At 42.8% G+C, this 16,768-nt stretch carries 19 protein-coding genes; 12 read left to right on the top strand and 7 right to left on the bottom strand.

The genetic code is table 11. The features are described from left to right. Nucleotides 1-158 precede the first annotated feature (158 nt). Nucleotides 159-1,337 carry a cell division protein FtsZ gene (gene ftsZ, locus AC075L_RS11905; RefSeq protein ID WP_008706522.1) on the top strand — a complete coding sequence of 393 codons (1,179 nt, stop codon included), beginning with the start codon at nucleotides 159-161 and terminating at the stop codon, nucleotides 1,335-1,337. A 146-nt stretch (nucleotides 1,338-1,483) separates the two neighbouring features. Here ftsZ and AC075L_RS11900 read toward each other — a convergent pair whose 3' ends face one another. Continuing rightward, the gene (locus AC075L_RS11900) at nucleotides 1,484-1,813 is read right to left on the bottom strand and encodes a DUF1540 domain-containing protein (RefSeq protein ID WP_008706523.1); all 330 of its coding nucleotides are present in this window, start codon (nucleotides 1,811-1,813) and stop codon (nucleotides 1,484-1,486) included. A gap of 604 nt (nucleotides 1,814-2,417) precedes the next feature. Between AC075L_RS11900 and infC the strand changes: the two genes are divergently transcribed. The 9 genes from infC to AC075L_RS11855 all read left to right on the top strand — a co-directional run bounded on the left by infC (nucleotide 2,418) and on the right by AC075L_RS11855 (nucleotide 9,458). Then, nucleotides 2,418-2,912 carry a translation initiation factor IF-3 gene (gene infC / locus AC075L_RS11895; RefSeq protein ID WP_008706524.1) on the top strand — a complete coding sequence of 165 codons (495 nt, stop codon included), beginning with the start codon at nucleotides 2,418-2,420 and terminating at the stop codon, nucleotides 2,910-2,912. A gap of 35 nt (nucleotides 2,913-2,947) precedes the next feature. Continuing rightward, a complete protein-coding gene (rpmI, locus tag AC075L_RS11890; protein WP_008706525.1) occupies nucleotides 2,948-3,145 on the top strand; it encodes a 50S ribosomal protein L35 in 198 nt (65 codons plus the stop codon). 47 nt (nucleotides 3,146-3,192) lie between these two features. Next, complete coding sequence (rplT, locus tag AC075L_RS11885; protein ID WP_022380175.1) at nucleotides 3,193-3,549, top strand: 50S ribosomal protein L20; 357 nt, start codon at nucleotides 3,193-3,195, stop codon at nucleotides 3,547-3,549. Between the two features lie 429 nt (nucleotides 3,550-3,978). Next, nucleotides 3,979-5,133: an ABC transporter substrate-binding protein gene (locus AC075L_RS11880; RefSeq protein WP_025578071.1), complete on the top strand. Its 1,155-nt coding sequence runs from the start codon at nucleotides 3,979-3,981 to the stop codon at nucleotides 5,131-5,133. Nucleotides 5,134-5,381: 248 nt separating this feature from the next. Then, the gene (locus tag AC075L_RS11875) at nucleotides 5,382-6,269 is read left to right on the top strand and encodes a branched-chain amino acid ABC transporter permease (protein WP_008706530.1); all 888 of its coding nucleotides are present in this window, start codon (nucleotides 5,382-5,384) and stop codon (nucleotides 6,267-6,269) included. Nucleotides 6,270-6,279: 10 nt separating this feature from the next. Then, entirely contained in the window at nucleotides 6,280-7,335 is a 1,056-nt protein-coding gene (locus AC075L_RS11870) for a branched-chain amino acid ABC transporter permease (RefSeq protein ID WP_020993609.1), read from the top strand. Between the two features lie 3 nt (nucleotides 7,336-7,338). After that, entirely contained in the window at nucleotides 7,339-8,097 is a 759-nt protein-coding gene (locus AC075L_RS11865) for an ABC transporter ATP-binding protein (protein ID WP_020993608.1), read from the top strand. Nucleotides 8,098-8,109: 12 nt separating this feature from the next. Next, the gene (locus tag AC075L_RS11860) at nucleotides 8,110-8,820 is read left to right on the top strand and encodes an ABC transporter ATP-binding protein (protein ID WP_020993607.1); all 711 of its coding nucleotides are present in this window, start codon (nucleotides 8,110-8,112) and stop codon (nucleotides 8,818-8,820) included. A gap of 14 nt (nucleotides 8,821-8,834) precedes the next feature. After that, the gene (locus AC075L_RS11855; RefSeq protein WP_008706532.1) at nucleotides 8,835-9,458 is read left to right on the top strand and encodes a cytidylate kinase-like family protein; all 624 of its coding nucleotides are present in this window, start codon (nucleotides 8,835-8,837) and stop codon (nucleotides 9,456-9,458) included. Nucleotides 9,459-9,499: 41 nt separating this feature from the next. Here AC075L_RS11855 and AC075L_RS11850 read toward each other — a convergent pair whose 3' ends face one another. The 6 genes from AC075L_RS11850 to AC075L_RS11825 form a co-directional block, all read right to left on the bottom strand. After that, nucleotides 9,500-10,819 carry a replication-associated recombination protein A gene (locus AC075L_RS11850; RefSeq protein ID WP_368222182.1) on the bottom strand — a complete coding sequence of 440 codons (1,320 nt, stop codon included), beginning with the start codon at nucleotides 10,817-10,819 and terminating at the stop codon, nucleotides 9,500-9,502. A 201-nt stretch (nucleotides 10,820-11,020) separates the two neighbouring features. Further along, nucleotides 11,021-11,533 (bottom strand): DUF4364 family protein, encoded by a 513-nt coding sequence (locus tag AC075L_RS11845; protein WP_008706534.1) that lies wholly within the window; start codon nucleotides 11,531-11,533, stop codon nucleotides 11,021-11,023. A 36-nt stretch (nucleotides 11,534-11,569) separates the two neighbouring features. Continuing rightward, entirely contained in the window at nucleotides 11,570-12,496 is a 927-nt protein-coding gene (gene mnmL / locus AC075L_RS11840) for a tRNA modification radical SAM protein MnmL/YtqA (protein WP_118408387.1), read from the bottom strand. Further along, nucleotides 12,493-13,200, bottom strand: a complete 708-nt coding sequence (locus AC075L_RS11835; protein WP_055052675.1) for a YesL family protein — start codon at nucleotides 13,198-13,200, stop codon at nucleotides 12,493-12,495. Before AC075L_RS11835 ends, mnmL begins: the two co-directional genes overlap by 4 nt. A 476-nt stretch (nucleotides 13,201-13,676) precedes the next feature. Continuing rightward, the gene (locus AC075L_RS11830) at nucleotides 13,677-13,775 is read right to left on the bottom strand and encodes a polysaccharide deacetylase family protein (RefSeq protein ID WP_476387713.1); all 99 of its coding nucleotides are present in this window, start codon (nucleotides 13,773-13,775) and stop codon (nucleotides 13,677-13,679) included. Next, entirely contained in the window at nucleotides 13,775-14,077 is a 303-nt protein-coding gene (locus tag AC075L_RS11825) for a hypothetical protein (RefSeq protein ID WP_476387709.1), read from the bottom strand. The genes AC075L_RS11830 and AC075L_RS11825 overlap by 1 nt, the downstream gene beginning before the upstream one ends. Before the next feature lie 59 nt (nucleotides 14,078-14,136). On the opposite strand from AC075L_RS11825, the gene AC075L_RS11820 reads away from it, so the two are divergent. Together AC075L_RS11820 and AC075L_RS11815 are read left to right on the top strand one after the other, a co-directional pair. Then, a complete protein-coding gene (locus AC075L_RS11820; RefSeq protein WP_476387708.1) occupies nucleotides 14,137-15,288 on the top strand; it encodes a sugar ABC transporter substrate-binding protein in 1,152 nt (383 codons plus the stop codon). Beyond that, the gene (locus tag AC075L_RS11815; protein WP_055059352.1) at nucleotides 15,285-16,766 is read left to right on the top strand and encodes a sensor histidine kinase; all 1,482 of its coding nucleotides are present in this window, start codon (nucleotides 15,285-15,287) and stop codon (nucleotides 16,764-16,766) included. Before AC075L_RS11820 ends, AC075L_RS11815 begins: the two co-directional genes overlap by 4 nt. Nucleotides 16,767-16,768: the final 2 nt, after the last annotated feature.

Genomic DNA, 16,768 nt, shown 5'->3' with positions numbered 1-16,768 from the left:
GGAATTGCCGAAAAAGAGTGAAAAAAGTATAAAAAAACAAAATTAATGGTTGATTAATTCTCAAAAAAAATATATGATATATCTATATGTAACTTTGATATAAATCACTGAAAAGGATATCAGGTATAAATAAAGGAGGAAGTACGTTGTTAGAGATTATGTCAAACGAGGCTGAATCATCTGCCAAGATCATAGTGATCGGTGTAGGTGGAGCCGGAAATAATGCAGTAAACAGAATGGTGGAAGAGGCCATCGGCGGAGTAGAGTTTGTAGGTGTTAATACTGATAAGCAGGCTTTAACTCTGTGCAAAGCTCCAACTGTACTTCAGATTGGCGAGAAGATTACCAAAGGTCTTGGTGCAGGAGCCCAGCCTGAGGTTGGACAGAAAGCAGCAGAGGAGAGCATTGAAGAAGTAAAACAGTTAATGGAAGGTGCGGATATGGTATTCGTTACCTGTGGTATGGGAGGCGGAACCGGAACCGGAGCTGCACCTGTTATCGCAGCAGCAGCGAAAGAAATGGGTATCCTTACAGTTGGCGTTGTTACAAAACCTTTCCGTTTTGAAGCAAGAACTCGTATGAATAATGCACTTGCAGGCATTGAGAATCTGAAGAAAGCAGTGGATACATTAATCGTTATCCCGAATGATAAATTACTGGAAGTTGTAGATCGCAGAACAACCATGCCGGAAGCTCTGAAGAAGGCTGATGAAGTTCTGCAGCAGGCAGTACAGGGCATTACAGACCTGATCAATCTGCCGGCTTTGATTAACCTTGACTTTGCAGACGTTCAGACTGTAATGACAGACAAGGGAATTGCCCATATCGGTATCGGTGAAGCAAGAGGAGACGACAAAGCTATGGAAGCTGTACAGCAGGCCGTATCTTCTCCACTTCTTGAGACAACCATCAAAGGTGCTACACATGTTATCATTAATATTTCCGGAGATATTTCTCTTATGGATGCCAATGATGCTGCAAGCTATGTACAGGAGCTTACAGGTGAGGAAGCAAACATCATCTTTGGTGCCATGTATGATGATACAGTTGCTGACTACTGCAGAATCACAGTGATCGCAACAGGTCTGAATGATGATAACCTTCAGCAGACCCCTTTCGGAAAAAGAAGCACAGCTTCTTCCTTTGGTGCAAGAAGACCTTCTTCCACAGCAACGACAGGTACAGCAACAGCCGGAACTGCAGCAGGAAGCGGTATGAACATGCCTAGCTTCAGCCTTCCAACTATGAATGCCACACCATTTGGAGCATCTAAGACTCCGTCAAGCACTGTTCAGAAGAAGGATATCCAGATTCCGGATTTCTTAAGAAACAGATAGGATTATCTGTTTTGCAGTGAAATAATTTACAGACAGACAAAAGAGACATATTCCATATAGATGGACATGTCTCTTTTTTTGATCGGATCAGGGAAGTTCATTATCCCTGATATACGGGTGAAAATCCTGTTGCCATGGTGTTGATATTATGCGCCACAATGGCACTGGAAGGTGTCACATCTTGTATCGGAAGATGCATGTGCATTAGAGCCGTCTACCTGAATGGAGGATGCTGTACATTTGCAGTTATCATTATAGGTACAGTTATGGGCTTTGCAGTCGATCTGGATTTTGTCGCAGCCACAGTCATCTGTATAGCTGTCTTTCATGGAACTGCCGGTTCTCTCTCGGAAACTGCCGCAGCTTGTCTCATTTGCAGAAGTAGCATTTTCGCCTGTCACGTCAATATCACCCTTTGAACAGAGCTGTTCTTTGTTGTAAACACAGGTCATTGCTGAACATTTAAGAATTGTCATAGAGTTACCCTCCTGAAAAAATCTGAGATAACTATTCAATACTGCTGTAGTGCAAGAGTACTGAACAGTTACATTGAATAAGTTTCGGAGATAGGATGTGCAGTTTGAGAGAAAATATACATGAGATCGTTACTGTTCACTCCGTTCACAGTAACGTAGCCAAAATTCATTCCAGATTGCCTGCGGCAATGGAATTTTGGCTTGTATGTCTCGGGATTTTGGCATATTCATGCCAAAACACCTCGCGGAATAGTGGTGTGTGAACAGTAACATGAGATCTAAAAAAATAAAGAAAATGTAAAAAGTACTTGACATAGCAGACTGAACATGGTATCTTATACAAGTACGTAAGAAAACAAAGCAGAGTTCCACTCTCACCTCAGCGCATTTAGTTTAGCGGCTTGGGTTTATATTGCACAGAGAAGGCTGATATTTAAGGTTGGCAGGAATAAGGAGATTGTTCCGCAGATTAAGAAGAAAAGATATCAGCAGTGTGATAGCGGAGTGTGGATTTTGTCCACGCTTTTTTTATGTAAATGAGGGCGACGAGAAGTCATTAGAATCTATCTAACAGGTATGGAGGTGCACTACAATTAGCAATTTAATGATTAACGAACAGATCAGAGACAAAGAGGTACGCTTAATCGGTTCGGACGGAGAACAGCTTGGAATCATGTCCGCGAAAGAAGCAATGTTCAAAGCTCAGGAGGCAGGGCTTGACCTGGTAAAAATTGCCCCGCAGGCGAAACCGCCGGTATGTAAGATCATCGATTATGGTAAATACCGTTATGAGCTTGCAAGAAAAGAAAAAGAAGCCAAGAAGAAGCAGAAGACCATCGATGTCAAAGAAGTGCGACTTTCTCCAAACATTGATACCAATGACCTGAATACGAAAGTCAACGCCGCCAGAAAGTTCCTCTCCAAGGGTGACAGAGTAAAGGTAACATTACGTTTCCGCGGAAGAGAAATGGCACATATGGCAAGCAGCAGACATGTGCTTGATGATTTTGCAAAGCAGCTTGCAGATGTGGCAACAGTGGAGAAGGCACCGAAGGTTGAAGGCAGAAGCATGACCATGTTTTTAACGGAAAAACGTTAAATATAATAGAGATACAGTTTAAGGAGGAATTAACAATGCCAAAAATTAAAACTTGCAGAGCAGCAGCAAAGCGTTTCAAAAAAACAGGTACAGGAAAATTAGTAAGAAATAAAGCTTATAAGAGCCATATCTTAACAAAGAAATCTCAGAAAAGAAAAAGAAATCTGAGAAAATCTACTGTTGTTGATGCTACTAATGTTAAGAGCATGAAGAAAGCATTACCATATTTATAAGAAGCATTTATTCATTGAAGATAGACAAACAGGAGGAAATTTAAGAAATGGCAAGAATTAAAGGCGGATTAAACGCAAAGAAAAAACATAATCGTACATTAAAACTGGCAAAAGGCTACAGAGGAGCCCGTTCCAAACAGTATAGAGTTGCTAAACAGTCTGTAATGAGAGCACTTGCTAGCTCCTATGCAGGAAGAAAGCAGAAAAAACGTCAGTTCAGACAGCTCTGGATCGCTCGTATCAACGCAGCAGCAAGAATGAACGGATTATCCTACAGCAAACTGATGCACGGACTGAAAGTTGCAAACATCGACATCAACAGAAAGATGCTTGCTGAACTTGCAGTAAACGATGCAGAAGGATTTACAGCACTTGCTGAGATCGCTAAAAAAGCAATTGCATAATTGTCGGTTTTAGAGAGACATAAGATTTGATAAATTAAATCAGAATTTTGAGGTACACATAGAAATTGTTACGGTTTCTATGTGTACCTTTTTTAATGCATTTTTCGATGAATGGGATAAAATTGCGTGCGCGGTACGGTCAAGTGTCCATGAAAGACGGAAAAATCTTAAATTTCCATAAAGTTTTTCTTGCATGGTCAAATATATGGTGATATAATTCAAAACAGCAACATATTAAAGTGTCAGTGGAAGCCAAAGCCGGCTGGGAACCCAGTTGGCTTTTTGTTACTTTTCAGTTCCTCTACATAATAAATGAACTTGCGGAATCTGGTGAAAATGATATACCGGGTGGAATGAATGGTAACGGAAGCTAATCTTATGAGCCGTAAGAGGGACGAAAGGACTGACAAAATATAAGGAGGATTTATTATGAAAAACCTGAAAAAAATCATCAGTGTTACTGCGGCAGCAGCAATGGTAATGTCAACAGTTGCACCTGTATCTGTATTTGCAGACGATGCTACATTTAAGATCGGTGGAATCGGACCTGTAACCGGAGCAGCAGCAATCTATGGACAGGCTGTAAAGAATGCAACAGAGCTTGCAATCAATGAAGTAAACGAAGACGGCGGAATCAACGGATATCAGGTAGAGTTCAAATTTGAAGATGATGAAAACGATGCTGAGAAAACCCTGAACGCTTACAACGCATTAAAAGACTGGGGAATGAACGTCCTGGTTGGTACAGTTACTTCTACACCTTGTGTAGCTGTAGCAAATGAAACAGCAGCAGACAATATGTTCCAGCTTACTCCATCCGGATCTGCAACAGAGTGTGTTGCTAATCCGAACGTATTCCGTGTATGCTTCTCTGACCCGAACCAGGGTACTGCAGCAGCTCAGTACATTGGAGAGCATAAACTTGCTACAAAAGTAGCTATTATCTACGATAGCTCTGATGTATATTCATCAGGTATCACACAGAACTTCACAGCAGAAGCAGCTAATCAGGGTATTGAAATCGTATCTTCCGAAGCATTTACTGCTGATAACAATAAAGACTTCTCCGTACAGCTTCAGAAAGCAAAAGACGGTGGTGCTGAATTAGTATTCCTTCCGATTTATTATACAGAAGCTTCCCTGATCCTTGCACAGGCAGACAGCATGGGATTTGAAACTAAATTCTTCGGATGCGACGGTATGGACGGTATCCTTGGTGTAGAAAACTTTGATACATCTCTTGCAGAGGGGCTGATGCTTCTTACACCATTTGCAGCAGATTCTACAGATGAGAAAACCCAGAACTTTGTAAAAGCATACAAAGATGCTTACAAAGACACACCAAACCAGTTCGCAGCAGATGCTTATGATGCAGTATACGCAGTCAAAGCAGCAGCAGAAAAAGAAGATGTAAAAGCAGACATGGATGTTGCAGATATCTGTGCAGCACTTGAAAAAGGCATGACCGAGATCACACTTGAAGGTGTTACAGGTGACGAGATCACATGGACAGAAGACGGTGAGCCGAACAAAGCTCCGAAAGCTGTAGAAATCAAAGATGGTGCTTACGCAGCAATGGAATAATGAAATTGAAATAACTGAAAAGATTTCATAAGAAATAAAATGCGATTGTTCCTGGAGTGGACAATGGTTGCATGCCAACGGGGCTGTCTGAATTATGCAGACAGCCCTGTTGCCTAATACGTTATTACATTAATGCGTTAATGACAGATTTACTTTTGGCAAAATAAACAAGACAGATTTCGCTAAAGGCAAATCTGCCAGTTTTACACACAATAAAATTATTTAAATATAAGAAAGGAAAGACTTCTATGAGTAGTTTTATATCATATCTTATCAGTGGTATCAGCCTCGGAAGTGTATATGCGATCATCGCTCTTGGTTATACCATGGTATACGGAATCGCTAAAATGCTGAACTTCGCTCATGGAGATGTTATCATGGTCGGCTCTTATGTAGTTTATGTCGCAGTCAGCGGCATGGGATTAAATCCGATTTTAGCCATCCTGCTGTCCATTATCATCTGTACACTCATGGGCGTTGTGATCGAAGGCGTTGCGTATCGACCACTGCGTAATGCAGCTTCACCTCTGGCTGTTCTGATCACAGCAATTGGTGTCAGCTACCTGCTTCAGAACGTGGCCCTTCTGATCTGGGGAGCAGATACCAAATCATTCAGTAACGTGATCAGTCTTCCATCCCTGAAACTTGCAGGTGGTTCTATCGTGATCACTGGTGTAACCATCGTAACCATTATCGGTGGTATCCTGATTATGGCAGGTCTGATGCTCTTTATCAGCAAGACAAAAACAGGGCAGGCAATGCTTGCCGTATCTGAGGATAAAGGCGCTGCCCAGTTAATGGGTATTAACGTAAACAAAACAATCTCCATTACTTTTGCAATCGGTTCCGGACTTGCAGCAATCGCAGGTGTGCTTCTCTGCTCTGCATACCCGTCTTTGACACCATATACAGGTGCTATGCCTGGTATCAAAGCATTCGTTGCAGCTGTATTTGGCGGTATCGGATCTATCCCGGGAGCCTTTATCGGAGGTGTTGTTCTGGGTATCCTGGAGATTTTTGGTAAAGCTTATATCTCTTCACAGATGGCTGATGCCATTGTATTCGGTGTTCTGATCGTAGTTCTGGTTGTGAAACCTACCGGTATTCTTGGTAAGAACATTCAGGAGAAAGTGTGAGGTGGCAGACATGGAAAAGAAGAAATTAAACAAAACAACAAAAAGCAATCTCATTACATACGGAATGGTTCTTGCAGCATATCTGATCGTACAGGGAATGATCGCAGGGAATCTGCTTTCCAACCTGATGCAGGGTCTTCTGGTGCCTCTTTGTGTATATATTATCCTGGCTCTTTCCCTGAACCTAACGGTTGGTATTCTGGGTGAGTTAAGTCTTGGACATGCCGGATTTATGTGTATCGGTGCTTTCACCAGTGCAGCATTTACAAAGGCAACTATGGATACATTTACAAATGCAGGACTTCGTTTCTTCGTTGCTCTGATCATCGGAGCTGTATGTGCAGGTATCTTTGGATTCCTGATCGGTATTCCTGTACTTCGTCTGAAAGGTGACTACCTTGCTATCGTAACACTGGCATTTGGTGAGATCATTAAGAATATCATCAATGTGCTTTATGTAGGAATTGACAGCAACGGAATCCATTTTTCCATGAAAGACCAGATGTCTCTTGGAATGGAGCCTGGTGGAAAAATGATCATCAGTGGTGCCATGGGTATCACAGGTACACCGAGACAGTCAACCTTTACTATAGGTGTGATTCTGATCCTGGTTACTTTATTCGTAGTTCTGAACCTGATCAATTCCAGAGACGGACGTGCGATCATGGCAATCCGTGATAACCGTATTGCAGCGGAATCAATTGGTATTGATATCACAAAGTATAAACTGAAAGCATTTGCAATCTCAGCAGCATTAGCCGGTATCGGCGGTGTGCTTTATGCTCATAATCTTGCAACTTTAACAGCACTTCCGAAGAACTTCGGTTATAACATGTCTATCATGTTCCTGGTATTCGTAGTTCTCGGTGGAATTGGAAATATGCGTGGTTCTATTATTGCGGCAGTGATTCTGAACCTTCTTCCTGAGCTTCTGCGTGGACTCAGTGATTACCGTATGCTGTTCTATGCAATCGTGCTGATCGTAATGATGCTGATCAACTGGGCACCTAAGGCAATCGAGATGAGAGAGCGTCTTTTCAGTAAATTTAAGAAAAAGGAGGCATAAGCTATGGCATTGCTGGAAGTAAATCATTTAAATATTTCATTCGGCGGTCTTCATGCAGTGGATGATTTCCATGTCTCCATCGAGAAAGGACAGCTTTATGGTCTGATCGGTCCGAATGGTGCCGGTAAGACTACAATCTTTAACCTTCTTACAGGTGTGTATAAGCCGGACGAGGGAATCATCAATCTGGACGGACAGGATATCACCGGAAAGAGTACCATTGATATCAACAAGGCAGGAATCGCCAGAACATTCCAGAATATCCGTCTGTTCCATCAGATGAGTGTGCTGGACAATGTAAAGGCAGGACTTCACAATCATGATAAATACAACCTTTTTACAAGTATTGTACATACTCCGAAATACTTTAAGGTTGAGAAAACCATGAATGAGGAAGCAATGAAGCTTCTTAAAGTGTTTGATCTGGACAAAGAGGCAGATATCCTTGCATCCAACCTTCCTTATGGTAAACAGAGAAAGCTGGAGATTGCCAGAGCACTGGCAACAAAGCCGAAGCTTCTTCTTCTGGATGAGCCGGCTGCAGGTATGAACCCCAATGAAACTGAGGAACTGATGGATACCATTCGTTTTGTTCGTGATAACTTTGATATGACCATTCTTCTGATCGAGCATGATATGAAGCTGGTTTCAGGTATCTGTGAGGAGCTGACTGTACTGAACTTCGGTCATGTTCTGAGACAGGGCAAGACTTCAGAGGTGCTCCATGATCCGGAAGTTATCAAGGCATATCTTGGAGAATAGGAGGAGAGACAGATGGCATTACTGGAAGTACAGGACATACAGGTTTATTATGGAATGATTCAGGCATTGAAGGGTGTTTCTTTCTCTGTAAATGAAGGTGAAGTTATTGCTCTGATCGGTGCCAATGGTGCCGGTAAAACTACTACTCTGCATACAGTGACAGGGCTTCTTCGTGCAAAATCAGGACATATTATTTATGACGGACAGGATATCACAAAGGTTCCGCCTCACAAGATCGTAACAATGGGTATGGCACATGTTCCGGAAGGAAGACGTGTGTTTGCAAATATGACGGTTCTTCAGAATCTGAAGATGGGTGCTTTTACAAGATCTGATAAAAATGAGATTGATGCGACCATTGAGAAAGTATATAAACGTTTTCCGCGTCTGAAGGAACGTCAGAATCAGACTGCAGGTACCTTAAGTGGTGGTGAGCAGCAGATGCTCGCCATGGGACGTGCGCTGATGAGCCAGCCGAAGATCATTCTGATGGACGAGCCGTCCATGGGCCTTTCACCGATCTTTGTAAATGAGATCTTTGATATCATTAAAGAGGTAAGTGAGAGTGGAACAACGGTTCTTCTGGTTGAGCAGAATGCGAAGAAGGCTCTTTCTATTGCTGACAGAGCTTATGTCCTTGAGACCGGAAGGATTACACTGGAAGGTAAGGCAAGTGATCTTCTTCATGATGAATCTGTTCAGAAAGCTTATCTTGGAGAGTAAACAGGAGGGATTTTATGGAGAATTTTGTAATTACCATTGCGAGACAGTATGGAAGCGGCGGACGTACCGTCGGTAAGATGCTGGCAGAGAAACTGGGAGTTTCTTTCTATGACAAGCAGATCATTCAGATGGCTTCTGATGAGAGCGGGATTGATGTGAAGCTTTTTGGACAGGTGGAAGAAGGCTCCAGTGTGAAGGCATCTCTGTTTAATAAGACAGGGTTATATAAAGGAGATCTGATCGCACCGGATCAGAAGGGGTTTGTTTCTGATGAGAATATTTTTAATTATCAGGCGAAGATTGCAACGGATCTGGCAGAGAAGGAATCCTGTGTGATCGTTGGGCGTTGTGTGAATTATGTGTTTAAGGACAGACCGAATACTTTGAGAGTGTTTGTTCATGCACCCTGGGAGTTTCGTGTGGAGAAGTCCAGAGAGAAGATCAGCGGCAGTGATGAGGAGATTGAGAAGTTTCTTCGCAGGGATGATAAGAGAAAGCAGGATTATTATCGCAAATTTGCCGGTGGGGACTGGAGTGATGCGACGAATTATGATCTGTGTCTGAATGCAGGAAAGCTTGGATTTGAGAAATGTGTGGATGCGATTTTGGCGCAGATGAACGTTATGGGAATTAAATGATGAAAAGGGCAGTCTCTCTTTGGAGGCTGCCCTTTTTTGGATTAAGACTGGGATTTGATTTTGTTCTGGTATTCTTTTAAGGTTTTCTCGTAGCCCATTTCTGAGAGTTCATAGAAGTGTTCTCCCTGGATTTCGGTGGGGAGGTATTGTTGGTGTACGTAGTGGTTTGGGTAGTCGTGGGCGTATTTGTAGCCGATGCCGTGGCCCAGTTTTTCGTGGCCGCCGTAGTGGGCGTCCTGGAGGTGTGGCGGGACTGTGGTTTTTGTGCGTTTGACGGAGTCCATGGCAGCGAAGATGGCGTTGACTGCGGAGTTGCTTTTGGGGGCGCAGGCCATGTAGGTGACTGCCTGGGAGAGGATGATCTGGGACTCGGGCATTCCTACGCGTTCTACTGCCTGGGCTGCGGCGACTGCTACGCAGAGGGCCTGTGGATCGGCGTTTCCGATGTCTTCGGAGGCGAGGATCATGATTCTTCGGGCTATGAATTTGACGTCTTCTCCGGCGTAGAGCATTTTTGCAAGGTAGTAGACTGCTGCGTCAGGGTCTGAGCCACGCATGCTTTTGATGAAGGCGGAGATGATGTCGTAGTGGTTGTCTCCGTTTTTGTCGTAGCGGACGACGCGTTTCTGGATGCACTGAGATGCCACATCCAGGGTGATGTGGATGAGACCGTCTTCGCTACGGGGGGTAGTGAGGATGCCCAGTTCGATGGCATTGAGGGCATTTCTGGCGTCGCCGCCTGCCATGTCTGCAAGGAAGTCGAGGGCGTCTTCATCTATCCGGGCTTTATAGTTTCCCATTCCTTTTGTTTTGTCGTTGACTGCGCGAAGGATGAGTTCTTTGACTTCGGAGATCTCCAGGGATTTCAGTTCGAAGATGATGGAACGGGAGATTAAAGCAGCGTTGACTTCGAAGTATGGATTCTCTGTTGTGGCACCGATGAGGATGATGGTTCCGTCTTCTACGAATGGGAGGAGATAGTCCTGCTGGCCTTTGTTGAAGCGGTGGATCTCGTCTATGAAGAGGATTGTTTTTTTGCCGTACATACCCAGGTTTTGCTGGGCTTCTTTTACAACTGCTTCCATATCTTTTTTGCCTGCTACAGTGGCGTTGATCTGGGTGAATTCTGCACTGGTAGTGTTGGCGATTACTTTTGCCAGGGTGGTCTTGCCGGTTCCGGGAGGACCGTAGAAGATGACGGAGGTCAGCTTGTCAGCTTTGATAGCCCTGTATAATAAGGTATTTTTTCCGATGATGTGTTGCTGCCCTACAACTTCATCCAGGGTTGAGGGGCGCAGTCTGGATGCCAGAGGGGATTCCCGGTCCAGAGTTTTTGATTTGGCGTATTCAAATAAATCCATAGTTTTTTCTCCATAGAATATGATGATAAAACAGTCACATTTCATTTCGTGTTTATAGTAACATAAAGTATTTCTGACAAATTATAGCAAGTCTCTTAATCAATATACATTATTTACGAGGAGTGCTATAGAACGTATATTTGTTTTAGTATAACGTATCCCTGTTTTTTTGTAAAGATTAGGAAATAAAAAGGAAGAGCATTATAAGAGCTCTTCCATTATTTTACCGTATATTTCCTGGTAATGTGTGGACCATTTTTTACAGATCGACTGTGCTGCCTCAAGGTTAGGAGCTGCGATGTTCAGGTCGATGAGGGAGTTGCCCTTTTCGATGAGCTGGCATCTTACAGAATAGGTTCCCTGTTTGGTGATGTAATAATCGGCAGGAGTGACGATTCGCTCCTGGGCTTTGAAGCCGGTGGATTTCAGGTATTCCCTGACTTCCTGTTTGATCTCAGGAGAGAGATCTTTCTGGAAAAAGGAGAGAGTCTTTATGCCATCTTCGGTAATCCGGTAATGGGAGACATTGGAACGGGTGTCCATGGTGATCAGTTCTGCTTCTACCAGTTCTGAGATTGCCTGCTGGAGATGGAAATAGTTTGTATATTCCCGGTCCAGGATAAATTCCGAAATCTGCGAATTTGTCAGGGTATTTTCGGTATTCTGAAGCATGTATAATACGATTAATTTGTAAACTGTGAATGGTGTTGCCATTTTATCCCTCCTTTGCATAGAGTAGCAGAGAATCTTTTAGTGTGAAAACAGTCTTCCCTGGTAGCTTTGTTCTTCTTTCATCCTGTGATGCAGCATATTTAATACCTCACGTTTACGGCTTGCCCACAGTGGTGCGATCAGCAGATCTTTGGGGCCGTCGCCTGTGATGCGGTGTATAACCATATCCGGTCTGAGATGTTCCAGACAGTTTATAAGGAGAGAGATGTATTCATCCCGTTCGTAAGTCTGAAACAGTCCTTTCTCGTAATCTGCTGCTAGATCAGTGCCGCGAAGCACATGAAGTAACTGCAGTTTGATTCCCTGAATATCCATATGGTTGAGGTATTTCATAGTGTCCAGAATATCTGCTGTGTTTTCACCGGGCAATCCGAGGATTGTATGCACGATTACTTCGATATTTTCTTTTCGCAGGCGTTTTACGGCATCATCAAAAACGCAGAGAGGATATCCCCTTCGGATATACCTGGCAGTGGACTCATGGATCGTCTGAAGTCCAAGTTCAATCCAGACAGGTTTCTGTTTATTTAACCGGGACAAAAGTGCCACGATTTCAGGACTGAGGCAGTCTGGTCTGGTGCCGATGGAAAGAGCAACTATCTTTGGATGAGAGATTGCTCCTGTAAAAATTTTCTCCAGATATTCCACAGGTGCGTAGGTATTTGTGTACGCCTGGAAATAGGCAATATATTTATGAATCGGACGTTTCTGTGAAAGGATACTGATCTGGCTTTCTATCTGGTCAGTGATGGAAAGTGCGGCATCTGCAGCGAAATCTCCGCTTCCTCCTGCGCTGCAGAAGATGCAGCCGCGGGTTCCAATCTTACCGTCCCTGTTGGGACAGGACATGCCGCCATTTAGCGTGACCTTATAAACCTTTTCTCCAAACCGCTCTCTCAGCATATAGTCCAGAGAGTGGTATGGTTTCTCTCCCCATTTGGTCATACTGTGTGATCATTTTCTGTTGATGAAGTTTCAGCAGAGTTTCCGTTCTGAAGGTCTGTATCCTGGGTATCTGCATCAGCCGGAATATAATTATCAAAAATCTTTACCAGAAAATGTCCGTTGATAAATGCCTCCAGTGCAAATCCAAACATGCACAGGAGCATGATGGCCATGGACTGTATGCGGAAACTTTTGATAAAAAACACGCCTGCAGGTAACAGAGTGATGACTGCCATCAGGACTGTATACGGAAGATGACGGATAGCCATCAGGAATGCATTGCGGAAGGTGTTTTTGATGGAGTTGTAGAATTTGGCAAGCACCGGATAAATATACAGAAATACCATCATATAAAGGATACCAAATGCAAAGAAAACGATATACAATACCTGAGACATTGTTCCGCCGATATTACCTACAATACGCAGATCCATGTAAAGGATAGCTGCAACTGCAAGCATGATAAGATTGATGACAGTTGCCTGTTTGAAGTTCTGCTTAAAGGATTTGAAGAAGCTTCTGATAATATAAGATTCTTCGTTACGTGTCATTTTCAGTGTGACATAGTGGAGTGCAGTCAGTGACGCACCAATAGTCACGATTGGCAGACAACAGATCAGAAAGACCACATTAAGCATAATAAGATCAGCCACGCGTCCCATGACGGTGAAGAATTTGTTGTCCATGTTAAATAGTCTGTCCATTCGTTTAATTACTCCTTTTGTATATAATGATGTACAGCATACTCTGTGAATAATCCTGCTACAGAGAAATCTGTACAAGCTTTGTATAACAGTATAACGAATCAGGCAGGAAAAAGCAAATCTTTTATGTGAGCAGGAGCTGGTCTGCAGTGACAAAAACATAGCCTTTTTCAGTAAAAAGATCAGCGATTTTCAGGGCTGCATCCACAGATGTCTGATAGCCGTCATGCATCAGGATGATAGAACCGTCATGCACCTGTTTCTGGGCGATAGACAGGATAGAATCGATGTTTTTGCTTTTCCAGTCCAGGGTGTCTACATCCCAGAATACGGGAAGCATGGTGACAGAAAGTTCCATATCCTTGATCCATGCGCCGAAAGGCGGTCGCACATAAGAAGGGTAAATTCCGGAAGCTTCATAGATTCTGTTATTTGTTTTTTCAATTTCCAGTCTGGCTTTCTCCGCCGGTATCTTGTCAAGCTGTACATGCATCCCAGGTGTGATTTCCGATAAGATGTCCGTCTTTTCGCATTTGCAGGAGTATGTCTTCGTTTCCTTCAATGTTCTCGCCTATTAGAAAGAAAGATGCCCTGATGTTTCTTTTTTTAATCCATCCAGAAGCATGGGGGTATACCGGGCATTAGGACCGTCATCAAAGGTCAATGCGATTCTGGGAGGTTCTTCAACGGGAATCCCGGCAATGGTGTCAGTTGAAAAATCCTCAAAAGCTGTAGCTTTTGCAGATGCCTGTTTTACAAGGGAAAGCATACCGGGACCTGCCAGTGAAGTAAGGAACTGTGTGCGTCTGTAAACAGAAGAAAAAAGCAGAAAAAAAATCATGCATAATATTTCAAAAAATATTAAAGTCCGCTTCATGCAAAGATACTCCTCATAAAAATATCTCTCTGATTCCGGAACACAGAGTATGAATATCTGTGTCAGAACGAAAGAAACAGCAGGTGGCAGATGTAATCATTACAGTATATGAAAAAAAGAAAGCAATTCATACCGATTTATTGTATAATAGATTCTGCAAAATATCGAAGAAAGAATTTACGGAGATTGAGATGAAAAAGAAACGGACAAAACTGCTGATTTTCTTTGCACTGGCAGGAATTTTAGTGCTTTTTTATATGATAGGAGAGTCTTATTGTGAGGGACTGTCCGGGGGGAGTAGTCTGAAAGAGAAGAATGAAGTTATGTGTAGATATAAATACGATATGATCGTAGACAGTCCGAATTCTTCTTTCTGGCAAGCAGTTTATGATTGTGCACAGGAATGGGCGCAGAAGAATGATGCAATTCTTGAACTGAGAGGCAGTGGAAGGGAGAGTGATTACAGTAAGCTTGATTATATGAATATGAGTATTGCTTCAAATTCAGACGGGATCATCCTGCAATACAGTGGGGAGCAGGGACTGGAAGCGAAGATAAATGAGGCTGTTCAGAAAGGAATTCCGGTTGTTACTGTAATGGGAGATGCAGTTCACAGCAAGCGTCAGAGTTTCGTGGGTGTCAGTGATTATCAGCTTGGAAGTGTCTATGGCGAAAAGGTAGCGGAATATGTGACTGAGGATACGGAAAGTATTCTTATTCTGTTGAAGAAAAATATTGATGATATGAACCAGAGCCAGATATATACACAGATTAGCAACGCAGTCCAGGCAAAGGCGGGTCCTTCGCAAAATATCCAGATAACAGGAAAAAATCTTCGCTTAACAGGGACTTTTGAGACAGAAGAAGCGGTAACAGATATTTTTCAGCAGAGAGATAAAGTACCGGATATTCTTGTGTGTATGGATGAGGAAACTACAGAATGCGCACGTCAGGCAGTACTGGACTTTAATCTTGCAGGAAAGGTTACGATCATAGGATATTACAGTTCCGAAGATATTCTTACAGCAGTGGAAAAGGGAGTAATCTCTGTTACCTGTGATGTGGATACAGAGCAGCTTGGCAGATACAGTATAGAAGCTCTGACAGCATATCAGAAGGATGGAAGGACCAATTCCTATTATAATGTAGATATTAATTTCCTGGACAAAAATGCAGTACGGGAAATGAGAAGGAAGGGGGTGTCCGGATGAAGCAGCTGCGCTGGAAAGATTTTTCACTGGTCAGTAAAATCGTTATAGAGGTGGGTATGATCGCTGTCCTTCTTTTTGCCATGAATATGCTTTTTTATGTGCGGATCAATAATTCCATGCAAAAGATGGATAATGTTTATGCCAGTAATGCAGAGCTTACCGAACTTTCACAGGTATTTGAGAAAGTACAGGATAATATGTATAAGTATCTTAAGGTTAAGAATTCTCAGACACTTCTTGATTATTATCAGAATGAGGCAAAATACAGAAATGAACTTGAGAAACTTAATGAAGATAATATCAATGATCCCGTAAAGCTTCTGGAACGGAATATCCGGAAAATGTCGGAAACATATCTGGACTGTACTGCGGAAACGGTAGCTGCCAAACGAGGAAGGAACGTTGAGCAGTATAAGCGTAAATATGATGATGCAACAAAGCTTTACAGATATATCCAGTCATCTATTGACGAACTGAATAACCTGATGTTTCAGGAGAACTCCAGTACTTATGCAGTACTTCGTGCAGTGATGAGATATCTGGAGATAAGCAATTCAGTTATTATGATCATAATTGTAGCCGGTGGAATGCTTCTGCTCATCCAGGCCACCAGAAATATGTTTGTTCCCCTTTCAAATATGGCAGAGACAGCACAACTGGTAGGTCAGGGAAATTTCCATGTAAAGATGCACGATACAGATGCACAGGATGAACTGGGAACAGTAACCAGAGCGTTTAATACAATGGTAGAGAATCTTGATCTGTATATGGCAAGGACGAAAGCAAGTATGGAGAAAGAGCAGCAGATGATGGAGAGGGAGCTTCTTATGGAAAATCATCTGAAAGAAGCACAGCTGAAATATCTTCAGTCACAGATCAATCCGCACTTTCTGTTTAATTCCCTGAATGCAGGAGCACAGCTTGCAATGATGGAGGATGCAGAGCAGACCGGGATTTTTGTAGAGAAAATGGCGGATTTTTTTCGCTATAATGTAAAAAAAGGACAGGAAGACGCCACATTGGGAGAAGAACTGGAGGCTGTTGATAACTATATTTATATTCTGAATGTCCGGTTCGCCGGAGATATCCATTTCAGCAAGGAGGTGGATGAATCACTGGAGAATGTGCGTATGCCAAGTATGATCTTGCAGCCGGTTGTGGAAAATGCAGTCAATCATGGAATACGTGACATTGAATGGGAAGGAAAAATACATCTCACAGTTACAGGAGATGCAGATTATATACGTATCAGCGTGAAAGATAATGGAAAGGGAATGACGCAGGAACAGATAGAGGGTGTTCTGTCAGGAAACAGAGAGCGCAGAAATGAAGAAGGTGATTCTACAGGAATCGGTATGAATAATGTGATCAGTCGTCTGGAACTTTATTATGAGGAATCAGGGCTTATGGAGATTAACAGTGAAGGTGAAGGAAAAGGCACAGAAGCAGTAATCTATATACCTGTGCATGAAAACTAAGA

It is taken from the genome of Blautia sp. ZXY-1-B12, from assembly GCF_056339915.1.
This window is presented reverse-complemented; position numbering and strand designations above follow the sequence as displayed.

Excerpts from the sequence above, each read along its gene's own strand:
- ftsZ (WP_008706522.1), top strand. The coding sequence starts at position 159 with ATGTCAAACGAGGCTGAATCATCTGCCAAGATCATAGTGATCGGTGTA.
- AC075L_RS11835 (WP_055052675.1), bottom strand. The coding sequence starts at position 13,200 with ATGGACAGACTATTTAACATGGACAACAAATTCTTCACCGTCATGGGA.
- infC (WP_008706524.1), top strand. The coding sequence starts at position 2,418 with ATGATTAACGAACAGATCAGAGACAAAGAGGTACGCTTAATCGGTTCG.
- AC075L_RS11880 (WP_025578071.1), top strand. The coding sequence starts at position 3,979 with ATGAAAAACCTGAAAAAAATCATCAGTGTTACTGCGGCAGCAGCAATG.
- AC075L_RS11875 (WP_008706530.1), top strand. The coding sequence starts at position 5,382 with ATGAGTAGTTTTATATCATATCTTATCAGTGGTATCAGCCTCGGAAGT.
- mnmL (WP_118408387.1), bottom strand. The coding sequence starts at position 12,496 with ATGACCAAATGGGGAGAGAAACCATACCACTCTCTGGACTATATGCTG.
- AC075L_RS11825 (WP_476387709.1), bottom strand. The coding sequence starts at position 14,077 with ATGAAGCGGACTTTAATATTTTTTGAAATATTATGCATGATTTTTTTT.
- AC075L_RS11900 (WP_008706523.1), bottom strand. The coding sequence starts at position 1,813 with ATGACAATTCTTAAATGTTCAGCAATGACCTGTGTTTACAACAAAGAA.
- rpmI (WP_008706525.1), top strand. The coding sequence starts at position 2,948 with ATGCCAAAAATTAAAACTTGCAGAGCAGCAGCAAAGCGTTTCAAAAAA.
- AC075L_RS11845 (WP_008706534.1), bottom strand. The coding sequence starts at position 11,533 with ATGGCAACACCATTCACAGTTTACAAATTAATCGTATTATACATGCTT.
- AC075L_RS11870 (WP_020993609.1), top strand. The coding sequence starts at position 6,280 with ATGGAAAAGAAGAAATTAAACAAAACAACAAAAAGCAATCTCATTACA.
- rplT (WP_022380175.1), top strand. The coding sequence starts at position 3,193 with ATGGCAAGAATTAAAGGCGGATTAAACGCAAAGAAAAAACATAATCGT.
- AC075L_RS11850 (WP_368222182.1), bottom strand. The coding sequence starts at position 10,819 with ATGGATTTATTTGAATACGCCAAATCAAAAACTCTGGACCGGGAATCC.
- AC075L_RS11865 (WP_020993608.1), top strand. The coding sequence starts at position 7,339 with ATGGCATTGCTGGAAGTAAATCATTTAAATATTTCATTCGGCGGTCTT.
- AC075L_RS11815 (WP_055059352.1), top strand. The coding sequence starts at position 15,285 with ATGAAGCAGCTGCGCTGGAAAGATTTTTCACTGGTCAGTAAAATCGTT.
- AC075L_RS11860 (WP_020993607.1), top strand. The coding sequence starts at position 8,110 with ATGGCATTACTGGAAGTACAGGACATACAGGTTTATTATGGAATGATT.
- AC075L_RS11855 (WP_008706532.1), top strand. The coding sequence starts at position 8,835 with ATGGAGAATTTTGTAATTACCATTGCGAGACAGTATGGAAGCGGCGGA.